Source organism: Blastomonas sp. RAC04 (genome assembly GCF_001713435.1).
GTDB lineage: Bacteria > Pseudomonadota > Alphaproteobacteria > Sphingomonadales > Sphingomonadaceae > Blastomonas > Blastomonas fulva.
This window is the reverse complement of sequence record NZ_CP016460.1, coordinates 3,177,280-3,194,562: the sequence shown is the minus strand read 5'-3', so window position 1 is coordinate 3,194,562 and position 17,283 is coordinate 3,177,280. Positions and strand designations below refer to the sequence as shown.

Sequence of the window (17,283 nt, the reverse complement as noted above, 5' to 3'; positions counted from 1 at the left end):
GGAGACCGGCGTCGGAGCGCTGGCGTCAGTCAGCCCTTGTCACGCTGACGTTCTGCTCGACCAGCTCGACCGTGCCGAAAGCGGTGAGGAAGGCGACGTCGAGCGCGTCGCGGCCGACGCCGATCTTCACCATATCGGCGGCGGTTGCCATGCCGGTGGGGTCGATGAGATGCCACGAGCCGCCAACGCCCGAGGGATCTGCAAGGAACACTTCTGCGACCGCGTGGAAATCGGGCGGGGTGACATCGGGCGCGTAGACGCTGGCGAACCGCGCCGGGATCGAGCAGGCGCGTGCGAGCACGATCATGACATGCGCATAATCGCGGCAGACGCCATGGCGCATCACGAAGCTGTCGAGCGCGGTGGTGGTTCCGTCCGACGAGCCGGACTCATACACGAAATGTTCGGTGATCCAGTCGCGCATCGCCGCGATCCGCGCGCCGCCCTGCAGCTCGCCAAATTCGGTGTCGACGAAGCTGTGGAACTTGGTGGCGGGGCAATAATGCGAATCGAACAGATACTGCACGGTTTCGCCGGGCAGCTGGTGCAGCGGCATCTGCGGCAGCGTTGCGACATCGACCAGATCGCGCAGCACCGTCATCCGGGCCCGGTAGTCGATACTGAGCCTGCCGCTGGTGCGCAGCCATATCCGGTCGCCGATTCCGTCCAGCGCCGCCACGCGGACGAAATGCTCGCACCGCGATGCCTCGATATGCGCCCATTCGATCCGCTGTTCGGGGATCGCGGCGGCCTCGACCTGCAGCAGGATATCGGTCGGCACATCCATGTCATAGGTGAGCGCGATGTGCAGATCGAGGGTCATCAGGGAAGCTCCAGCGGGCGGATGTGGGGGTCTGTGAAAGCCAGACACCAAAAAGGGGCCGAGGTTCCCCCCGGCCCCTGATTTAGGCTTTTAACAGCAGAGTGTGACGATCAGCCTGCGTGCACTTCCGACAGGTCGACCTTCAGGCCGGGGCCCATCGACGAGCTGACCGAGATCTTGCGCAGGTACTTGCCCTTGGAGCCCGAGGGCTTGGCACGCACGATGGCTTCGACGAACGCATCGAAGTTCGCGCGCAGCGCCTCATCGGTGAAGCTCGCCTTGCCGATGCCCGAGTGGATGATACCGGCCTTTTCGACGCGGAATTCGACCTGGCCGCCCTTGGCAGCCTTGACCGCTTCAGCGACGTTCGGGGTGACGGTGCCCAGCTTCGGGTTCGGCATCAGGCCCTTGGGACCCAGCAGCTTGCCCAGACGGCCGACCACACCCATCATGTCGGGGGTGGCGATGACGCGGTCATAATCGACCTTGCCGTTCTGCATTTCTTCCATCAGGTCTTCGGCACCGACGCGCTCGGCACCAGCGGCGAGAGCCGCATCGGCCTTGTCGCCGCGAGCGAACACGGCAACGCGCACGTCCTTGCCGGTGCCCGAGGGCAGCGACACGACACCGCGGACCATCTGGTCAGCGTGACGCGGGTCGACGCCCAGGTTCAGCGCGACTTCGATGGTTTCGTCGAACTTCGACGTCGCCAGTTCCTTGATGGTCTTGATGGCTTCATCGACGCCGTACAGCTTTTCAGCATCGAGCTTGGCGGAGAGGGCCTTTGCCTTCTTGGTCACTTTTGCCATGATACTTAGCCCTCCACCACTTCAAGGCCCATCGACGTCGCCGAGCCTTCGATAATCTTCGTTGCCGCTTCAATGTCGTTGGCATTGAGGTCGGCCATCTTCGCCTGGGCGATTTCCGCCAACTGCGAACGCTTGATGGTTCCGGCGCTTTCCTTGCCCGGCAGCTTCGATCCGCTCTTCAGGTTGGCAGCCTTCTTGATGAGATAGCTGGCAGGCGGGGTCTTGGTGACGAACGTGAAGCTGCGATCGCCGAACACGGTGATCACGGTGGGCAGCGGGGTGCCTTTTTCGACTTCCTGCGTCGCAGCGTTGAACTGCTTGCAGAATTCCATGATGTTCACGCCGCGCTGACCCAGAGCCGGGCCGATCGGCGGAGAGGGGTTGGCAGAGCCCGCAGGCACCTGCAGCTTGATATAGCCTTCAATCTTTTTTGCCACGATGGCACTCCTTCATTCTGTCGGGCGAGTGGCGGATGCCGGATGCCCTCAAATTAAGCGGTCAGACAACAGGTTTGAGGCCTGTCTCCCGCACTAAACCCTCTCCCTTTACGGGAGAGGGACAGCTTCACGAAGTGAAGCAGGGAGACGGCTGGGAGCACGACCGGTGCGCCGAAGCCCTCTCCAACTTCGCCTAGGCAGCAAGCTGCAAAGGCTGCGTATCCTCTCCCGTAAAGGGAGAGGATAAATCCTATGCGACCTTATTTCGCTAACTCGACATGCTCGAAGTCGAGATCGACCGGCGTTGCACGGCCGAAGATCGAGACCGAGACCTTGACGCGGGCCTTGTCGAAATCGAGCTCCTCGACGATGCCGTTGAAGCTCGCGAACGGGCCTTCGAGCACCTTGACCGAATCGCCGATCTCGTAATCGACATCGATGCGCTGGCGCGGGGCGTTGGCGGCCTCTTCCTTGGTGTTGAGAATGCGCGCAGCCTCGGCGTCGCTGATCGCCTGCGGCTTGCCGTTGGGGCCCAGAAAGCCGGTGACCTTGGGCGTGTTCTTGACGACGTGATAGACATCGTCGGTCATCGCCAGCTTGGCCAGCACGTAGCCAGGGAAGAACTTGCGCTCGGTCTGCACCTTCTTGCCGCGGCGGACTTCGGTCACGGTTTCGGTGGGCACCTCAACCTGTTCCACCAGCGCCGACAGGCCCATGCGCTCGGCATCGGCGAGAATCGCGTCGCGGACCTTGTTTTCAAAGCCCGAATAAGCGTGAATGATATACCAGCGCGACATTCAGTTCTCTTTCAATAATCAGCCAAGCAAAATCAGGCCGCCGCGATCATGCAAGCGTGAGCAGCCATTTCACGATGGCACCGAACACCGAATCGACTGCCAGGAAGAAGATCGCCAGGATCGTCATCAGGATGAACACCATGATGGCGGTGGTGATGGTTTCCTGACGGCTCGGCCAGACGACCTTCGACGCCTCGGTCTTCACCTGGTTCACGAACTCGCCGGGACTGGTCTTCTTGCGCTCAGTGGCCATGGCCGTCTAACTTTCCTGTTTCCGATTCGCGGGGCATCATCATGCTGCAGGCACATCGCCGCCAGCCTTGCCCGGCTGAAACACGATATATGCACCCTGTCGGAGAAAGACAGCCCCATAACCGCGCCAAGCCGCAGAGGCAAGGGGATTCAGAAACCCGGGGGATTCAGAAACTCGGGCGAATCACAAAGCCGGGGTAGGGCCGCTGGCAGGAGTGGAGGGATTCGAACCCCCGGCATTCGGTTTTGGAGACCGACGCTCTACCAGCTGAGCTACACTCCTGTGCGGGCAGGCCGTCGCCATTAGCGGCTGCACGCCCGGTGCGCAAGCGCTGCTGTGCGGTTTTGCACCCGCCAGACGCACAACGGGGTGACCGCTTGCCCATGATCCGCGCCACAAGGGCACTGCCATGGGGGCGATCACCCCGTGTGAATTCAAAGCCGGTAGGCGCCAGGCCCCAAAAGAGCCCGGAGCCAGGACCAGATCAGCGCTTCGAGAACTGGAAGCTCTTGCGCGCCTTGGCCTTGCCGTACTTCTTGCGCTCGACGGTGCGGCTGTCGCGGGTCAGGAACCCGGCCGACTTGACTGCGCTGCGCAGCGTGGGCTCGTACTTGCTGAGCGCCTGGCTGATGCCGTGCTTGACGGCGCCGGCCTGGCCCGAAAGACCACCACCCTTGACGGTGCAGATGACATCGTACTGGCCACGACGATCGGTGATGTCGAACACCTGGTTGATCACCAGACGCAGAGTGGGGCGTGCGAAGTACACTTCCTGGTCGCGCTTGTTGATGATGATCTTGCCGGTGCCGGGCTTCAGCCACACGCGGGCCACGGCGTCCTTGCGGCGACCGGTGGCATAGGCACGGCCCTGCTTGTCCAGTTCCTGCTCGCGGATCGGAGCCGGCGCGCCGCCACCGCCGGTGTGGGCGGGGTTGATCGGGGTTTCGACGTCGGCGGCGATGTCCTTGAGATCGGACAGGGATTGCACGGTATCAGACATTATGCACCCACCTTGTTCTTGCGGTTGAGCGAGGCAACGTCGAGCGCTTCGGGCTGCTGGCCGTTATGCGGATGTTCGGTGCCGGTAAAGAGATGCAGGTTGCGCATCTGCTGGCGACCCAGAGGACCACGGGGAACCATGCGTTCCACCGCCTTTTCAAGCACACGCTCGGGGAAGCGGCCGTCGAGCACCTTGGCTGCGGTCACTTCCTTGATGCCACCGATATAGCCGGTGTGCTTGTAATAGACCTTCTTGTCGCGCTTGTTGCCGGTCAACACCACCTTGCCGGCGTTGATGACGATGACATGGTCACCGCAATCGACGTGCGGGGTGTAGCTCGGCTTGTGCTTGCCGCGCAGGATGTTGGCGATGATCACCGCAACGCGGCCGACCACCAGTCCGTCGGCATCGATAATGTGCCACTTCTTTTCCACGTCCGCCGGTTTGATCGACTTGGTGGTCTTGAGCAAAGCCTTCATGGCCTTCAACCTTCCAAAACATCAGCCAGGCATCTGACGGACCCTGATCGGGCCGCCCGCCGGTGGGCTGACACGTTTCTATGAAACGAACAGGCCTTTATCGGCCTGAGCGAAGCGCGGCTAATGACGATGAGGGCACGTTTAGTCAAGCATTTTGGGGGGATTGCAAAGAGGTAAAATGATACCTTGGCCATCTCGGGTCGGTCGCAGGGGCCCCAGCGTGAGCAATTTGCGGAACACCCGGCTCGTCCCCTGGGCCGTACTGGTCATGCGCCGGTCCTGGCATAAGCAACGCAGATCGGCGGACAGTGAGCCAATATCGTGTCAGGCAAGCCGATGCAGAATAGCTGCATCGACAGATTCAACTTTGCATGCACGATGGTTCTTTCAATGAGACCCTGTTCATGGGCCTTGTCCATACCCGTCTCGAAATCACTACATGAGTCGAGGAGTTTAACCGGGGGGCCGCACTCAGCCCTCGGGTAAACCACACCGCCGGCACTAGGCTTTAAACTGGATCATCTAAAACTGGCCTCGCTAAGCCCGACGGGCTACGCTACAAAGGCTATGGCTCAGCCACGCAAACCGCTCCGCCTTGGCCCCGGCTGGAGCAATGCTAAAGGTCACTTCCCTACGCCAGCGCACTTCTTCTTCTCCGACCAGTGCCGCCGACCCTGAACACCGGACATTCCCTGCGTCTGACCAATGACACCGTCTCTAGCACCAGCGTTTGCAACCTTGCTTCTTGGTACCTCAACAAACCAAAGCAAAATCGTTCTCACCGAAAGGTTTCTGCATAGTGGGCAGTACAGTTGAACAGCAGCTGGTCTGGACTTTCACTGCCTCATAAATAACGATGTGAAGTGGCGCGGAGCCTTAATGTAAGGGACTCGTGCCCGACCCAGCAGGTGTTGCTAGCCCCTGCTAGGTCGCATATTCCGTCAGCGACACCGGTGCCGTTTGTTGATCCGTTGCCAGCCGTAAACCTACCGCTAAGACCAATTTCCTCAGTACGGCGCCTATTGCCGCCACCGGCTGCTGGTTCAAGTTTGCCTACCTTGCTTAGTCCTCGGGAGCCAAGCGGCTTTCGCATACCTTACGGACCAAATCTTGGAGGATCGCGACGCGTTCGCCGAGCCATTTCAGTTCTTCGTAGCTAACCTTGTAGTGCGGCGAGTAGCGCGCGTTTACATAGGCCTGGCGCAGCAGCTCGAAGCAGCGGCGGCTGAACCGGTCGTTGCGCGGCCAGGCCTCTATCAGTTCGGGCGCGATCTCTTCCGCATGGCCGCGCAGGAAGCCGAGCTTATGTGACTTTGGGCTGTAGAGTGTCAGCACTAGCAACGTACAGTGATAGAGGCGCTCAGTCGCCTGATGGATTGAGAAAGCGGCCTCTTTGTCCCATTGCTTTTGACTTTGCTCCAAGCCAGTTTCCAAATAGCGGCAAGCGCTCTTGTACCATTGATCAAAATGCTTTTGGGCCTCAGCGCGAGCCACTGCCGGTGCAAGCTTGGATAATGTCGCAAACGGAAAGCCGTCAGCTTCATACAGCGCGATGCCCTGCGCGGCGATATCGGCGAAGAACGGACGGCCCTGCTCGAGCTGCTTGTTCACATCCTTTAGGCTTTGAACGATGAAGCTGACCGGTGCGCTCAGCGTGTGCGTGATCGTCATTTCACGCATCAGCCGGTCATCGGCAGTGGCCCAGTAATCGACAACATCGGTCAACCGATCGTCATTAACAATGACGAGCAGATCGTAATCGGATTTGTAGCCGCCGACGGGATCATCGACCCAGTCGCCGCGTGCATAGCTGCCATATAGGATCACCTTGAGGATCCGGCCACGAATCTTCCAAGGTGCGGTTGTGTTACTGATCGCGGCTGCAAATTCTTCGAACAGAATGCGCACAGCGGCCTGCAACTCCTGCTGCTTCTGTCCGGGCAGATGATCTATATCGGTGCGCATAAATTCATCCTGTAGCGACGATGGTTCCTTGGCAAGCCGGAAGCATTGGCTGGCTGACCGAACTTCCTCCATTATCGAGGTAATCGCTGCTAGAAAAAGGGGGGCGGCATTCCGTCGCCTTGCCAGTCATGTTCGGCGGATAGTCTTCTGCCTTCCTAGCTTGGTTGGCTGCGCGGACAATGGTGTTGTCGTTGTCATGCTGGAATGTGGTCATGTCCTCGAGTACATTCGGCAATGCCAATTCTAAACTCAATCGACCGCTTGAAGAAAGCAAGAGTCTTGACTCCGCAATTTTTTACCCTGGCCGACTAGGACTCTGGCGTAGGTGTGAACAGTTCAATGTAAGCAGGCGTGGGTTCTTTACCCATGATTGCGTCAATGCCGCCAGCGGCCGGGGCCTGGTTTTGGGTCACGCAGCGTTGTGAACCTTGGCCTCTCGTGACCACTTCGGCCCTCAAGATCAGGACATTGACACCCGAGCTGCGCCGCTTCGATACCGCAGTGTGCGGCTTGGTAAAGCGACATGCGATGCGTACCAGGGCTGACTCGCAAAAGGCGCCCGTGCGTTTGCTCTGTGATGGTACCTGCGTCTGCTGCATCGAGCCTGTTGCGGCTAGTATTGTTTTCAAATGCCCTGACTCCTTCCATCCAGCGCAGAAGGAGCGTCGTGAGGGGGCCACTATGCGCTGGCGACCACTCTGCGCCTTGCAGCGCGTCAACCGTAAATCGCCGCAATGCATATGAAGGATTGGGCGAGGTAGCGCGCAGAGCTAGCGCGACAAGGGACAGATGGCGCATCCATCAAGCACGTCCTACAGCGGGGTCGGGCGCGACAGAATGGCGCGGCCGAGGGTGCAGGCGAGTCAGCCATAGTTTTGTCGGTGTCCGTCGCAGCCGAAACAACCAAGGTTAAGCGAGCAACGGACGCAGCGCGCCCGCCAGCATCAGTCGATCGCCAGCGTCTGGCCCATCACCCAGGCACGGAAGCTGGGCGGGCAATAGTCCACCGGCAGCACCAGCACTGCGGGCTCGTCATAGCTGTGCAGATGGACGATCCGCGCGACCAGCGCCTTGGACTGGGGCAAAGCAGTCTTGAACAGCACCGGGACCTCGGCCGTTTCGGTGAGTTCGCCCTGCCAGTGGCAGATTGCAAGGGCAGGGGCCATGATGTTGGCACACGCGGCAAGCTGTTCGCGCACCACCGTCCGCGCGATGGTCCGCGCCTCTTCCTCATCGGCAAAGGGGCAATAGACCAATCGGATGTCCGATCCGTCGCCCGGCAGGTCGCCGATCATGCAGCCACGGCCACTTGGCGTTGGAGCGTATCGCGCTGGCCCAGCCGGTGCGCGCCCCACGCCGTGGTCGCAACCAGGATCGCGCCCACCGCCTGGTGCAGCACCGCCATATGCAGATCGACGCTGGTCATCACCGTGGCGATGCCGAGCAGGATCTGCAGCCCGAAGGCGGTGTGGATTGCAAGCGAGATCCGCCGGTCGACCCGGCGCACCGCGCGGCCCATCACCACCAAGGCGGCGACGGCGACGAACGCCCACCAGCGGTGGATGAAGTGCAGCAGGAAGGGGTCATGCGTCAGCGCGTGCACCAGCCCCTGCGACCAGTCGACATCGACGGGGAAGAACGCCCCGTTCATCAGCGGCCAGCTCTTGGCGGCGTAGCCCGCGTTGAGCCCGGCGACCCAGGCGCCGAACAGCAGTTGCAGGAACAATACGCCGATCACGATCAGGCTGAGCCCCGTCATCCGCGCCGGCCTTGCTGCGGGATCACGCGCCAGTGCCTTCAGGTCGAGCGCGGTCCAGATCAGCCCGGCCATGATGAACAAGGCGTTGAGCAGATGCACCGCAAGCCGGAAGTGGCTGACATCGGTGCGCTCGGACAGGCCCGATGCCACCATCCACCAGCCCACCGCGCCCTGCAGTCCGCCCAGTGCAAACAGGGCGGTCAGCCGCCAGCCATATCCCTGCGGGATCGCGCGGCGCACCGCGAAGTACAGGAACGGCAGCGCGAACGCGACGCCGACCAGGCGCCCAAGCAGCCGGTGGATATACTCCCAGAAATAGATGGTCTTGAATTCGGCCAGCGTCATGCCGGCGTTGACCTCGATATATTCGGGGATCAGCTTGTACTTCTCGAACTCCGCGACCCAGGAGGCCTCGCTCAGCGGCGGCAGCGTCCCGGTGACGACATTCCATTCGGTGATCGACAGCCCCGATTCGGTCAGCCGGGTGATTCCCCCCACCACCACCATGGTGAACACCAGCAGTGCCACGCCATACAGCCAGTTGGCGATGGCCGAGGGGGCGGCGCGCGCGTCCAGGCGTGCGGCAGAGACAGGTGCGTGCGACAGGCTGGTCATGGTGTCGCATTTCGGATGCCGCCGCCCCGCTTGCAAGGTGTTTTTTGCGCTGCGGCAACCGAATGATGGGCGTTGCCCGGGATGATGTTTTTGTAATCCTGCGCTCAAGCGACATTGCGCAATGATATCATATAACCTATGTGCCAGACATGTTGTCTCGTATCACCAAGTCCGGCCAGCTCGATTCTGCAGCGATTGCGCTGTCGGCATTGTGCATGGTGCATTGCGCCGCGGGCATCTGGCTGGTGGCGGGATTCGCCTCATTGGGCGGCATTCTGCTCGCCCCCTGGGTGCACGAGGTCGGCTTTGCGCTTGCCGCGATCATGGCGGCGCTGGCGCTGGGCCATGGCGTCCGCTCGCACGGAGCGCGGCTGCCGCTGGCAATCGGGGTGGTCGGAATCGCCTCGATGCTGATGGCGATGACCGTGCCGCACGGAAGTGCCTACGAATATGCGCTCACCCTGGCAGGCGTCGCCGCGCTGAGCGTCGCGCACCTGCTCAACTACCGCGCCGCGCGCCAGAACTGAGTTCCGCGCAAGCCGGGCACCAACATTCGCACTTGCCCTTTGCCCGTCATCCGCGCCAAGAGTTTCGGCCTATGACCAGCACCACCCACACCTCCGCTCAGATCAACCTCCACATCAATGGCGAGCCGCGCCGCGTGCCCGCCGGGCAGAGCATCGCCGCTCTGGTGACCTCGCTCGGGCTTGATCCCGCCAAGGTTGCGGTCGAGCGCAATCTGGAGATCGTGCCGCGCTCAACGCTGGCGGATGTCATGGTGGGCGAAGGCGACCGGCTCGAGATCGTCCATTTCGTCGGTGGCGGCGACCATATCGCTGCAGACGACAGCTGGACGGTGGCAGGCCACACATTCCGTTCGCGGCTGATCGTCGGCACCGGCAAGTACAAGGATTTTGCCCAGAATGCCGCTGCCGTGGAAGCCTCGGGCGCCGAGATCGTCACCGTCGCGGTGCGCCGCGTCAACGTCTCGGACCCCAGCGCACCGATGCTGACCGACTTCATCGACCCGAAGAAGATCACGTATCTGCCCAATACCGCAGGCTGCTTCACCGGCGAGGACGCGATCCGCACGCTGCGGCTGGCGCGCGAGGCAGGCGGCTGGGATCTGGTCAAGCTCGAGGTGCTGGGCGAGGCCAAGACGCTCTACCCCGATATGCACGAGACGCTGCGCGCCACCGAGATTCTCGCCAAGGAAGGCTTCAAGCCGATGGTCTATTGCGTCGACGACCCGATCGGCGCCAAGCGGCTCGAGGATGCAGGCGCGGTTGCGATCATGCCGCTGGGCGCGCCGATCGGATCGGGGCTGGGCATCCAGAACCGGGTGACCATCCGGCTGATCGTCGAGAATGCCAAGGTCCCAGTGCTGGTTGATGCCGGCGTCGGCACCGCATCGGACGCGGCGATCGCGATGGAACTGGGTTGCGATGGCGTGCTGATGAACACCGCGATCGCCGAAGCCAGGGACCCCATCCGCATGGCGCGCGCGATGAAACTTGCGGTGGAGGCGGGACGCGATGCGTATCTTGCCGGCCGCATGGGCACGCGCAAATATGCCGATCCCTCGAGCCCGCTCGCCGGTTTGATCTGACCGGGCACACCGGTTCCACATGGAACCGGTGCATTGCCCTCGAAAACCTCTCTGCCTCCCGCATCGCCCCCGCGCATACGGGGCTTCTGCTGCCGCGCCGCTGTCGCCTGTCGCGACTCCCGCCATGCGCGGAAATGACAAGGGCGTGTGGGAACTCCCACTTTCCCTAGCGTCAAGCTGAAACGATCATACCGATTTGGTGACAGTTTCTTTGCATATGTTACATTCGTCGACGACCCGCTGTCGTTCGTCGACGCTTGTAGTCGTTGAGCGACGCATTCGCCGATTTGGTCGAGCACCCCGCGACCCGCGCAAACCGATCTCCTATCCAGATCATGTCGCGGATGACCATAGCTCCCCAGGCCGGGCATCCGCGGCAAACCAGACGGACCGGCCCTGATGGGCCCCTTAACCAGCAGGGCCGGTCACTGTTCAGTTTGCACCATCGAAAGGACCCCTCCCCATGTTTGCCCCCGCAACCGCATCGATTTTCACTCGCACCCTGGCCGCCGCTGGCGCTGCTGCCGTTCTGTTTTCCGCCTCTGTCCAGGCCAGCCCGGTCAAGACCGTCGAGACCGCCAACGGCCGCATCGTGCGCAGCGTCGAAGTGCCGTTCGTCGACCTGGACCTGGCCAGCGCTGAAGGCGTCGCCGCACTCGAATCGCGTCTCAAGGTCGCATCGCAGCAGGTCTGCGGCGTCACCGAGCGTGTCCCGCTGCAGCAGCAGATGGACCACCAGGCCTGCATCGCCGATACTATGGCAAGCTCGAAGCGCGCGATCGTGACGCTCGTCGCCCGCGCCGAGGCCGGTGACCGCTTCAAGGCCGGCGAACGCATCGCCGTCGGCAGCTGATTTTCACCCGTTTACCACCCTTGGTAAAAGTCGAGACTGGACCGGTAGCCCCCAAGCCACCGGTCTTTTTTTCGTTGCGAACGATCAGTCGTAATGCGCCATGCCGGGTGCGGTGAGCGCGATCCAGCGGTGCTTGCGCTGTTCGTACACCGAATATTCGGGCGCGGGAAACAGCGGGTCGGCAAAGGTTCCGACCGGTACAGCGATCAGGCCGGGCAGCGAATCGGCGCGATACGCCACGGTCGTCCCGCAATCCGCGCAGAAGGTGAACGTTGCAGCGGAGCCACTTTCGCCCTGCTTGGTCCACCATGCGGTTCTTCCCGTGATCGCAACACGCTCCTGCGGCCAGCGCGCCTGGAACGCAAAGGCGCTTCCGCTCCGCCGCTGGCAGTCGAGGCAATGGCATATCGATACGCGTTGCGGATCGCCCTGGCATTCCACCGAGACCTGACCGCACGCACATCGCGCTTCCCGAATGGTCATCCACTCCTCCTCCTGAGCCCGTCGCCAAGCGCCGAGGCTGCACGTCCGGCAGGCAAAAGTCGAGGCGGACGCACGAATGCGCCCGCCTCAGTCCTTCGCGACCCAAAGGACTAGCTCTCAATATCCGATCAGGGGCCTGCAGCGCTCGCTACAGGCCGTGCCGATCAGCGATAGAAGACGTGATTGTCGACAGCGGCGAGGCGCTGCATGCGCCAGCCGGGGGAGACGTGACGCGCATGGAAGAACAGCGCGCCTTCGACCGGGCTTTCCCAAGCGTCCTTCATCGCGATCTGCGCGATGGCGACAGCCTCGGCCCAGTCACGGCTGGCGGTGGGGATGGCAGGCATCCGGCCGCCGCGCACGAACGAGAACTGGCTGGGCTGATAGACCACGCCGCACAGGCTGCTGGCAAAGCGGCCCGAATCGCGCCGCGCGATCACCACCTTGGCGACCGCAAGCTGGCCGTTGAGCGTTTCGCCCTTCGATTCGAAGTACACCGCGCCTGCCAGGCAGCGGGTTTCCTCGTCGATATCTGCGGGAAGATCGTGCATCGCCACAAGCTGCGTCAAGCTTTCAGCCCTGAGCGGCGGCTGGGCGGACTGGGTGTCGATCTGCTGGGGGGCGGTTTCAGCGTCTGCGACGGTTTCGACAGCGGCATCGGATGCGCCGGAAACGGTTTCATCGCTGGTCTGGGCTGGAACCGGCTGGATCATGTCGGCGATCAGCGGCGATGCAAAGGCGGCTGAAGCGTCGGTAAAGGTCAGGGTGGCGATCGAGTAGATGGCCACGGCAGCCATGCTGGCGGCCTTGAGAATGGTACTCATCAAAGTCTTTGACTGTGCGGTGAGTCACCTTGATCAGGGCAACATGCTGGCAGATCTGCATCTGCTGGCCGGTCCCGATGGGCTTCCCCCCGTCTGCGTGCCTGCCTGTTGAATTTCCGTCCGTGGATTTTCGGATGGAACCGCCGGGCCGCCTGCGCGTTTCTGGTGGACGCCCCCTTCTGTCAGGTGGGCTGACGAGTCAACCAAGCTGACCTAATATCGCGTCGAACTGTGCGCGGTTGGCGACATCCAGTTCAATCACCCATATATCGGGGTCCCTGGACCTGCGACGTGCCAGATATTCGGTCAGCGTGCCCTTGGCAGCGATGGTGCTCTCATCCTCGCTCCAAATTTCCTGCCAGGCGATGCCGCTATCCAGCGCCGATATGCCTTCCAGCACGCCGTTATCGCCGCCGCGCACCGTGCGCACGATCAGGATCGCGCCCGAGACCGGATCACCCCTGGAGAGCAGTGTCGCAAAGCCGCCCGCAGCCTGGGTCAGGCGTTTGAGCGCCTCTATGCGGATATGCGCGGCCAGCCGCGCCTCGATCATGCCGAAGCGTCCGGTGACGATGTCTGCTGCGGCAGGCTGTAGCCCTCAAGCCCCGACAGGCCGATGTGCGAGCGCATGAAGGTGCCGGTGCCGCGCGCGATTTCCTCGCCATGGCTGTCGACCAGCCGGGCTTCTCCCACGAACACCCGCCTCTTGCCGCTGACCCAGTGTCCTTCGGCATGGACCGGGCCTGCGCGCACCGGCGCGGTGAAGTGCAGGTTGAAGGCAGTGGTGAGCAGGAAGCGGTCGGTGACCAAAGCGTTGCACGCATAAAAGGCCGCATCGTCGAGCATCTTGAAATAGAGCGTGCCGTGCGCGGCGCTGGCGGCGTGGAAATGCTCGGGCGTCACGTCGAAGTCGATCCGCGCGCGACCCTGGCCGGTAATGCTCAGCCGGGAAGGGAACAATCGGTTGATCGCCGCGGCCGCGTAAAGCCGCTCGAGCGCGCGATAATGCGCCTCGGCCCCGGTCCCGGGCGCCGCTTCAGGCAGCGTCACGGTCCAGCTCGGCGGTCACCAGCGCGAAGATGGCGTCCGGGTCGTCGGCGCCCTTGATCTTGGCGAGCGTCTTTTCATCGCGGGTCAGCCGCGAGATGTGCGCCAGCGCCTGCAGATGCATCGCGCCGGTGGCGATGGGCGAAATGAGCGCGATCACCAGATCGACGGGCAGATTGTCGATCGATCCGAAATCGATCGGCTTGCCCAGCCGCAGCAGCACCGCGACCGAATGATCCAGTCCCTCGATCTTGCCATGCGGGATCGCGACGCGTCGTCCGAAGCCGGTGGAGCCCAATTGCTCGCGCTCGAGCAGGCACGAGAGCACCTTGTCGGTCTCCATACCATAGCAATGGCCGAACTGTTCCGCCGCCAGTTCCAGCGCCTGCTGCTTGTCGGCGACGCGCGCAGAGATGAGCACCGCCTGCTTGTCGAGTTCGAACCACGCCATGATATTCAAGTTTCTCGATTCTGGCATGCGGCCCCGATCGTTGTCGAGGCCGCCACGCATGAATGTCCATCAGGTCCAGCGTCGTTCCCGCCGGGGAGGTTCTGACCTCATCCCGCCAACGCATATCTGGGGCGCCCATGCACCAGATTGCCGCAAAAACCAAGCGGCTCAGTGCACGGGCGCACAGCTATTCGCTTATTTCTGCGGTTCGACCCAACCGATCGAGCCATCGACGCGGCGATAGACCATGTTGTGGCGCCCGGTCCCGGCGTTCTTGAAGAACAGTGCATTGGTGTTGCGCAGGTCGAGCATCATCACCGCATCGGAGACGGTGGCCTCGGGCACATCGACCCGGGTTTCGGCGATCACCACCGGGAAATCGACGACCTCCTCCTCCTCGCTGCCGGTATCGAACACGGTATAGGCAGCCTCTTCCTCGGCCAGCGCGTGCTGGACCTGCTCCTGGCGGCCCTTGAGGCGGCCCATATAGCGGCGAAGCTGCTTGTCGATCTTTTCGGCAGCGCCATCAAAGGCGACATGCGCGTCGTGCGCGGTGCCCTGGCCCTTGAGGATCAGGCCCTGCATGACATGGGTGACGATATCGCACTGGAACTGGTCGTGAGGCCCTCGCCCGAAGGTGACCTGGCTGGATATCGCCTTGGAAAAATACTTTTCGACAATCGCATTGAGCCGGTCGGAAACATGCACCTTGAGTGCCTCGCCAGTATCGACCTGATGACCTGAAATACGAATGTCCATGATGTTCTCCATTTTTATGGCCAGCCACAGGTTCACAACCGCAGCGGGCCGGACAGATACGCTTCTGCGCAATCGCAGAAGGGGATTATGGGACCGGGTTCAGACCTCCTTTCGTGAGAGGATGTGCGTTCAACGCTTGGACAGCCACAAGGGCTGCTTGATCTTGGCGAGAAACTCCTGATGCACCGCCAGCTCCTCGGCGGTGGCGACAAACTGGCGGGGCAGCCGGTGCGGGCGCTGGACCGCCGGGATCAGCCGCGGCCGTGCCGGAATGCCCGAACTGGCGGCATCGCTGTCGTCGGCCAGCCCCAGCCCGATCTGCCGCCCGCCGGTAAGCTCGATATAGACCTGCGCGAGCAATTCGGCATCGAGCAGCGCGCCGTGCAGCACGCGGTGGCTGCGATCGACCCCGAAGCGCTTGCACAGGGCATCAAGGCTGGCGGGTGATCCGGGGAACTTGGACCGCGCCATAGCCACGGTATCGACGACCCGCGCCATGGGAATCGGCGGCAGCTCGATCCGCGCCAGCTCGGCATTGACGAAGCGCATGTCGAACCCGGCATTGTGCGCGACCAGTTGCGCATCGCCCAGGAACTCCAGCAGTTCGCCTGCGCGCTCGTGAAACAGCGGCTTGTCCGCCAGAAACGCGTCCGAGTGCCCGTGCACGCGCTCGGCCTCGGGCGGCATCGGCATCTGGGGGTTGAAAAAGGCATGGAAGGTGCGGCCCGTGGCCATCCGCCCGACCATCTCGATGCACCCGATTTCCACCATCCTGTGTCCTTCGTCGGGGGACAGGCCGGTGGTTTCGGTATCGAAAATGATCTCTCTCATTCCGGTCATTATTGGCCTGATTTGATCAGCGCGCAAGAGACGACCGCAAATTCCCCAGCAGCTTTCGCACAGCCTGCCGCGTCGCCAATTTGGTCCCCCCGGTGGGGATGATCCAGTCGGCATGGCTACGCTTGTGATGATCGGCCATCTGCAGGTGGCGGATGTGCCGCAACCGCGCCGCGGTCATGCCTGCACGCGCCATCACCCGCTTGCGCTGCTGCCATAGCGAGGCGGACACGACGATGATGCCGTCGACATTCTGCGTGCCGCCTTTCTCGAACAGCAAGGGGATATCGAACACGATGATCCGCCGCGCGCGGTTGGCGCGGACGAAGGCGGCGCGCGAGCGTCCAACCGCGGGATGGACGATGTGCTCGAGCGTCTTGAGCGCGCCTGCATTGCCGAACACAGCCGCGCCCAGCTTGGCGCGATCGACGCCCTGCGGACCGGTGGTGCCGGGAAACGCCGCCTCGATCGCCGGCAGCAGCGCGCCGCCCGGGCCCTGCAGCACATGCACCTCGGCATCGGCATCGAACACCGGCACCCCTTCGGCGCGGAGCATCCTGGCGACCGCGGACTTTCCCATGCCGATCGATCCGGTCAGCCCGAGCACCATGGGGCGGTGACGGTGGTGCGGAGGCAGCCGCTTGACATGGGTGGTCATGCGATCAGCAGCGCGCGCAGTTCGTCGTCGTGATCACGCGGCGGGGCGACATCGAAGAAGATCTCGAACGCGAGCGCAGCCTGGCCAATCAGCATTTCCAGCCCATCGACGGTGTCGAGCCCCAATGTGCGCGCCTGTTTGAGCAAGGCGGTCTCGAGCGGGGCGTAGACGATGTCATAGACCAAAGCGCTTGTCGGCAAAGGCGACAGATCGACGTTGAGCGGGTCGAAGCCCTTCATCCCCAGCGGGCTGGTGTTGACCAGCAGGTCGACCTCGCCCAGCGAATCCTCCATGCCGCGCACTTGGCCCTTGAGCCCGAAACTGGCGAGCAGCCCCATGGCCTTGAGCGCATTGCGCGCATGGATCGTCACGCTGGCGACATCCATCCGCGACAGCGCGAACAGCACCGCGCGCGCCGCACCGCCTGAACCGATGACCGCGACATTCGCGCCTGTAAAATCGCTTTGGCCGAGCGGCGCATAAAAGCCCCCGGCATCGGTGTTGGTGCCGAACAGCGCGCCGGTGGCATCGCGCGCAATGGTGTTCATCGCGCCGATGCTGGTGCGCACGTCGCCAGGATCTGCGACATGCTCCATCACCGAAAGCTTGTGCGGGATGGTGACATTGCACCCGCGCCACAAGGGATCGTCGCGGCGGCTGTCGATATACGCGCAAAGCGCATCGGGGGTGACATGCGCCGTGCGATACTCTGCGTCCATCCCCAGCTGCCTGAGCCAGAAGCCATGGATCAGCGGCGATTTGCTGTGCGCGATCGGGTCGCCGATCACCTCCGCATAGGGACGGGCGGCATGGGGTTTTTCCACA

Annotated in this window: 23 protein-coding genes and 1 tRNA gene; 3 read left to right on the top strand and 21 right to left on the bottom strand. The window is 62.6% G+C overall.

Annotated features, from left to right (window positions below):
* Window positions 1-25 precede the first annotated feature (25 nt).
* The 12 genes from BSY18_RS15865 to BSY18_RS15815 form a co-directional block, all read right to left on the bottom strand.
* Window positions 26-823: a transglutaminase-like domain-containing protein gene (locus BSY18_RS15865; RefSeq protein ID WP_069051142.1), complete on the bottom strand. Its 798-nt coding sequence runs from the start codon at window positions 821-823 to the stop codon at window positions 26-28.
* Between the two features lie 110 nt (window positions 824-933).
* Entirely contained in the window at window positions 934-1,632 is a 699-nt protein-coding gene (rplA, locus tag BSY18_RS15860) for a 50S ribosomal protein L1 (RefSeq protein WP_054135150.1), read from the bottom strand.
* Between the two features lie 5 nt (window positions 1,633-1,637).
* Entirely contained in the window at window positions 1,638-2,069 is a 432-nt protein-coding gene (rplK, locus tag BSY18_RS15855) for a 50S ribosomal protein L11 (RefSeq protein ID WP_054135151.1), read from the bottom strand.
* A gap of 260 nt (window positions 2,070-2,329) precedes the next feature.
* Window positions 2,330-2,866, bottom strand: a complete 537-nt coding sequence (gene nusG, locus BSY18_RS15850) for a transcription termination/antitermination protein NusG (protein WP_054135152.1) — start codon at window positions 2,864-2,866, stop codon at window positions 2,330-2,332.
* A gap of 46 nt (window positions 2,867-2,912) precedes the next feature.
* Entirely contained in the window at window positions 2,913-3,119 is a 207-nt protein-coding gene (gene secE, locus BSY18_RS15845) for a preprotein translocase subunit SecE (protein ID WP_054135153.1), read from the bottom strand.
* A gap of 206 nt (window positions 3,120-3,325) precedes the next feature.
* Window positions 3,326-3,401, bottom strand: a tRNA-Trp gene (locus BSY18_RS15840).
* Between the two features lie 202 nt (window positions 3,402-3,603).
* The gene (gene rpsI, locus BSY18_RS15835; RefSeq protein WP_082382312.1) at window positions 3,604-4,119 is read right to left on the bottom strand and encodes a 30S ribosomal protein S9; all 516 of its coding nucleotides are present in this window, start codon (window positions 4,117-4,119) and stop codon (window positions 3,604-3,606) included.
* Window positions 4,119-4,598: a 50S ribosomal protein L13 gene (rplM, locus tag BSY18_RS15830; protein ID WP_054135154.1), complete on the bottom strand. Its 480-nt coding sequence runs from the start codon at window positions 4,596-4,598 to the stop codon at window positions 4,119-4,121. The genes rpsI and rplM overlap by 1 nt, the downstream gene beginning before the upstream one ends.
* Before the next feature lie 1,062 nt (window positions 4,599-5,660).
* Entirely contained in the window at window positions 5,661-6,563 is a 903-nt protein-coding gene (locus tag BSY18_RS15825) for a HEPN domain-containing protein (protein WP_069051141.1), read from the bottom strand.
* Window positions 6,564-6,567: 4 nt separating this feature from the next.
* Window positions 6,568-6,777 carry a hypothetical protein gene (locus tag BSY18_RS21065; protein WP_150126308.1) on the bottom strand — a complete coding sequence of 70 codons (210 nt, stop codon included), beginning with the start codon at window positions 6,775-6,777 and terminating at the stop codon, window positions 6,568-6,570.
* 730 nt (window positions 6,778-7,507) lie between these two features.
* Window positions 7,508-7,858: a divalent-cation tolerance protein CutA gene (gene cutA / locus BSY18_RS15820; RefSeq protein WP_069051140.1), complete on the bottom strand. Its 351-nt coding sequence runs from the start codon at window positions 7,856-7,858 to the stop codon at window positions 7,508-7,510.
* Window positions 7,855-8,937, bottom strand: a complete 1,083-nt coding sequence (locus BSY18_RS15815; RefSeq protein WP_069051139.1) for a COX15/CtaA family protein — start codon at window positions 8,935-8,937, stop codon at window positions 7,855-7,857. The genes cutA and BSY18_RS15815 overlap by 4 nt, the downstream gene beginning before the upstream one ends.
* A 149-nt stretch (window positions 8,938-9,086) precedes the next feature.
* On the opposite strand from BSY18_RS15815, the gene BSY18_RS15810 reads away from it, so the two are divergent.
* From BSY18_RS15810 to BSY18_RS15800, 3 genes are all read left to right on the top strand, one after another.
* Complete coding sequence (locus BSY18_RS15810) at window positions 9,087-9,464, top strand: MerC domain-containing protein (RefSeq protein ID WP_069051138.1); 378 nt, start codon at window positions 9,087-9,089, stop codon at window positions 9,462-9,464.
* 71 nt (window positions 9,465-9,535) lie between these two features.
* Window positions 9,536-10,546 (top strand): sulfur carrier protein ThiS, encoded by a 1,011-nt coding sequence (thiS, locus tag BSY18_RS15805; RefSeq protein WP_083231507.1) that lies wholly within the window; start codon window positions 9,536-9,538, stop codon window positions 10,544-10,546.
* 463 nt (window positions 10,547-11,009) lie between these two features.
* Window positions 11,010-11,399: a UrcA family protein gene (locus BSY18_RS15800; RefSeq protein WP_054135159.1), complete on the top strand. Its 390-nt coding sequence runs from the start codon at window positions 11,010-11,012 to the stop codon at window positions 11,397-11,399.
* A gap of 84 nt (window positions 11,400-11,483) precedes the next feature.
* Here BSY18_RS15800 and BSY18_RS15795 read toward each other — a convergent pair whose 3' ends face one another.
* The 9 genes from BSY18_RS15795 to aroE form a co-directional block, all read right to left on the bottom strand.
* Window positions 11,484-11,882: a GFA family protein gene (locus BSY18_RS15795; RefSeq protein WP_069051137.1), complete on the bottom strand. Its 399-nt coding sequence runs from the start codon at window positions 11,880-11,882 to the stop codon at window positions 11,484-11,486.
* Between the two features lie 164 nt (window positions 11,883-12,046).
* The gene (locus BSY18_RS15790; RefSeq protein ID WP_069051136.1) at window positions 12,047-12,706 is read right to left on the bottom strand and encodes a cell wall hydrolase; all 660 of its coding nucleotides are present in this window, start codon (window positions 12,704-12,706) and stop codon (window positions 12,047-12,049) included.
* 199 nt (window positions 12,707-12,905) lie between these two features.
* On the bottom strand, window positions 12,906-13,259 hold the full coding sequence (locus BSY18_RS15785; RefSeq protein WP_069051135.1) for a DUF1491 family protein: 354 nt from the start codon (window positions 13,257-13,259) through the stop codon (window positions 12,906-12,908).
* On the bottom strand, window positions 13,256-13,756 hold the full coding sequence (locus BSY18_RS15780; RefSeq protein ID WP_054135163.1) for a PaaI family thioesterase: 501 nt from the start codon (window positions 13,754-13,756) through the stop codon (window positions 13,256-13,258). The genes BSY18_RS15785 and BSY18_RS15780 overlap by 4 nt, the downstream gene beginning before the upstream one ends.
* Window positions 13,743-14,204 carry a PTS sugar transporter subunit IIA gene (locus BSY18_RS15775; protein WP_083231666.1) on the bottom strand — a complete coding sequence of 154 codons (462 nt, stop codon included), beginning with the start codon at window positions 14,202-14,204 and terminating at the stop codon, window positions 13,743-13,745. The genes BSY18_RS15780 and BSY18_RS15775 overlap by 14 nt, the downstream gene beginning before the upstream one ends.
* A gap of 195 nt (window positions 14,205-14,399) precedes the next feature.
* Window positions 14,400-14,963, bottom strand: a complete 564-nt coding sequence (gene hpf / locus BSY18_RS15770; RefSeq protein ID WP_054135196.1) for a ribosome hibernation-promoting factor, HPF/YfiA family — start codon at window positions 14,961-14,963, stop codon at window positions 14,400-14,402.
* 129 nt (window positions 14,964-15,092) lie between these two features.
* Window positions 15,093-15,794, bottom strand: coding sequence for a DNA polymerase III subunit epsilon (gene dnaQ, locus BSY18_RS15765; protein ID WP_069051134.1), 702 nt, complete (start codon window positions 15,792-15,794; stop codon window positions 15,093-15,095).
* A 25-nt stretch (window positions 15,795-15,819) separates the two neighbouring features.
* A complete protein-coding gene (gene coaE / locus BSY18_RS15760; RefSeq protein ID WP_171900256.1) occupies window positions 15,820-16,458 on the bottom strand; it encodes a dephospho-CoA kinase in 639 nt (212 codons plus the stop codon).
* Window positions 16,455-17,282 (bottom strand): shikimate dehydrogenase, encoded by an 828-nt coding sequence (gene aroE / locus BSY18_RS15755; RefSeq protein WP_069051133.1) that lies wholly within the window; start codon window positions 17,280-17,282, stop codon window positions 16,455-16,457. The genes coaE and aroE overlap by 4 nt, the downstream gene beginning before the upstream one ends.
* Window position 17,283 lies beyond the last annotated feature (1 nt).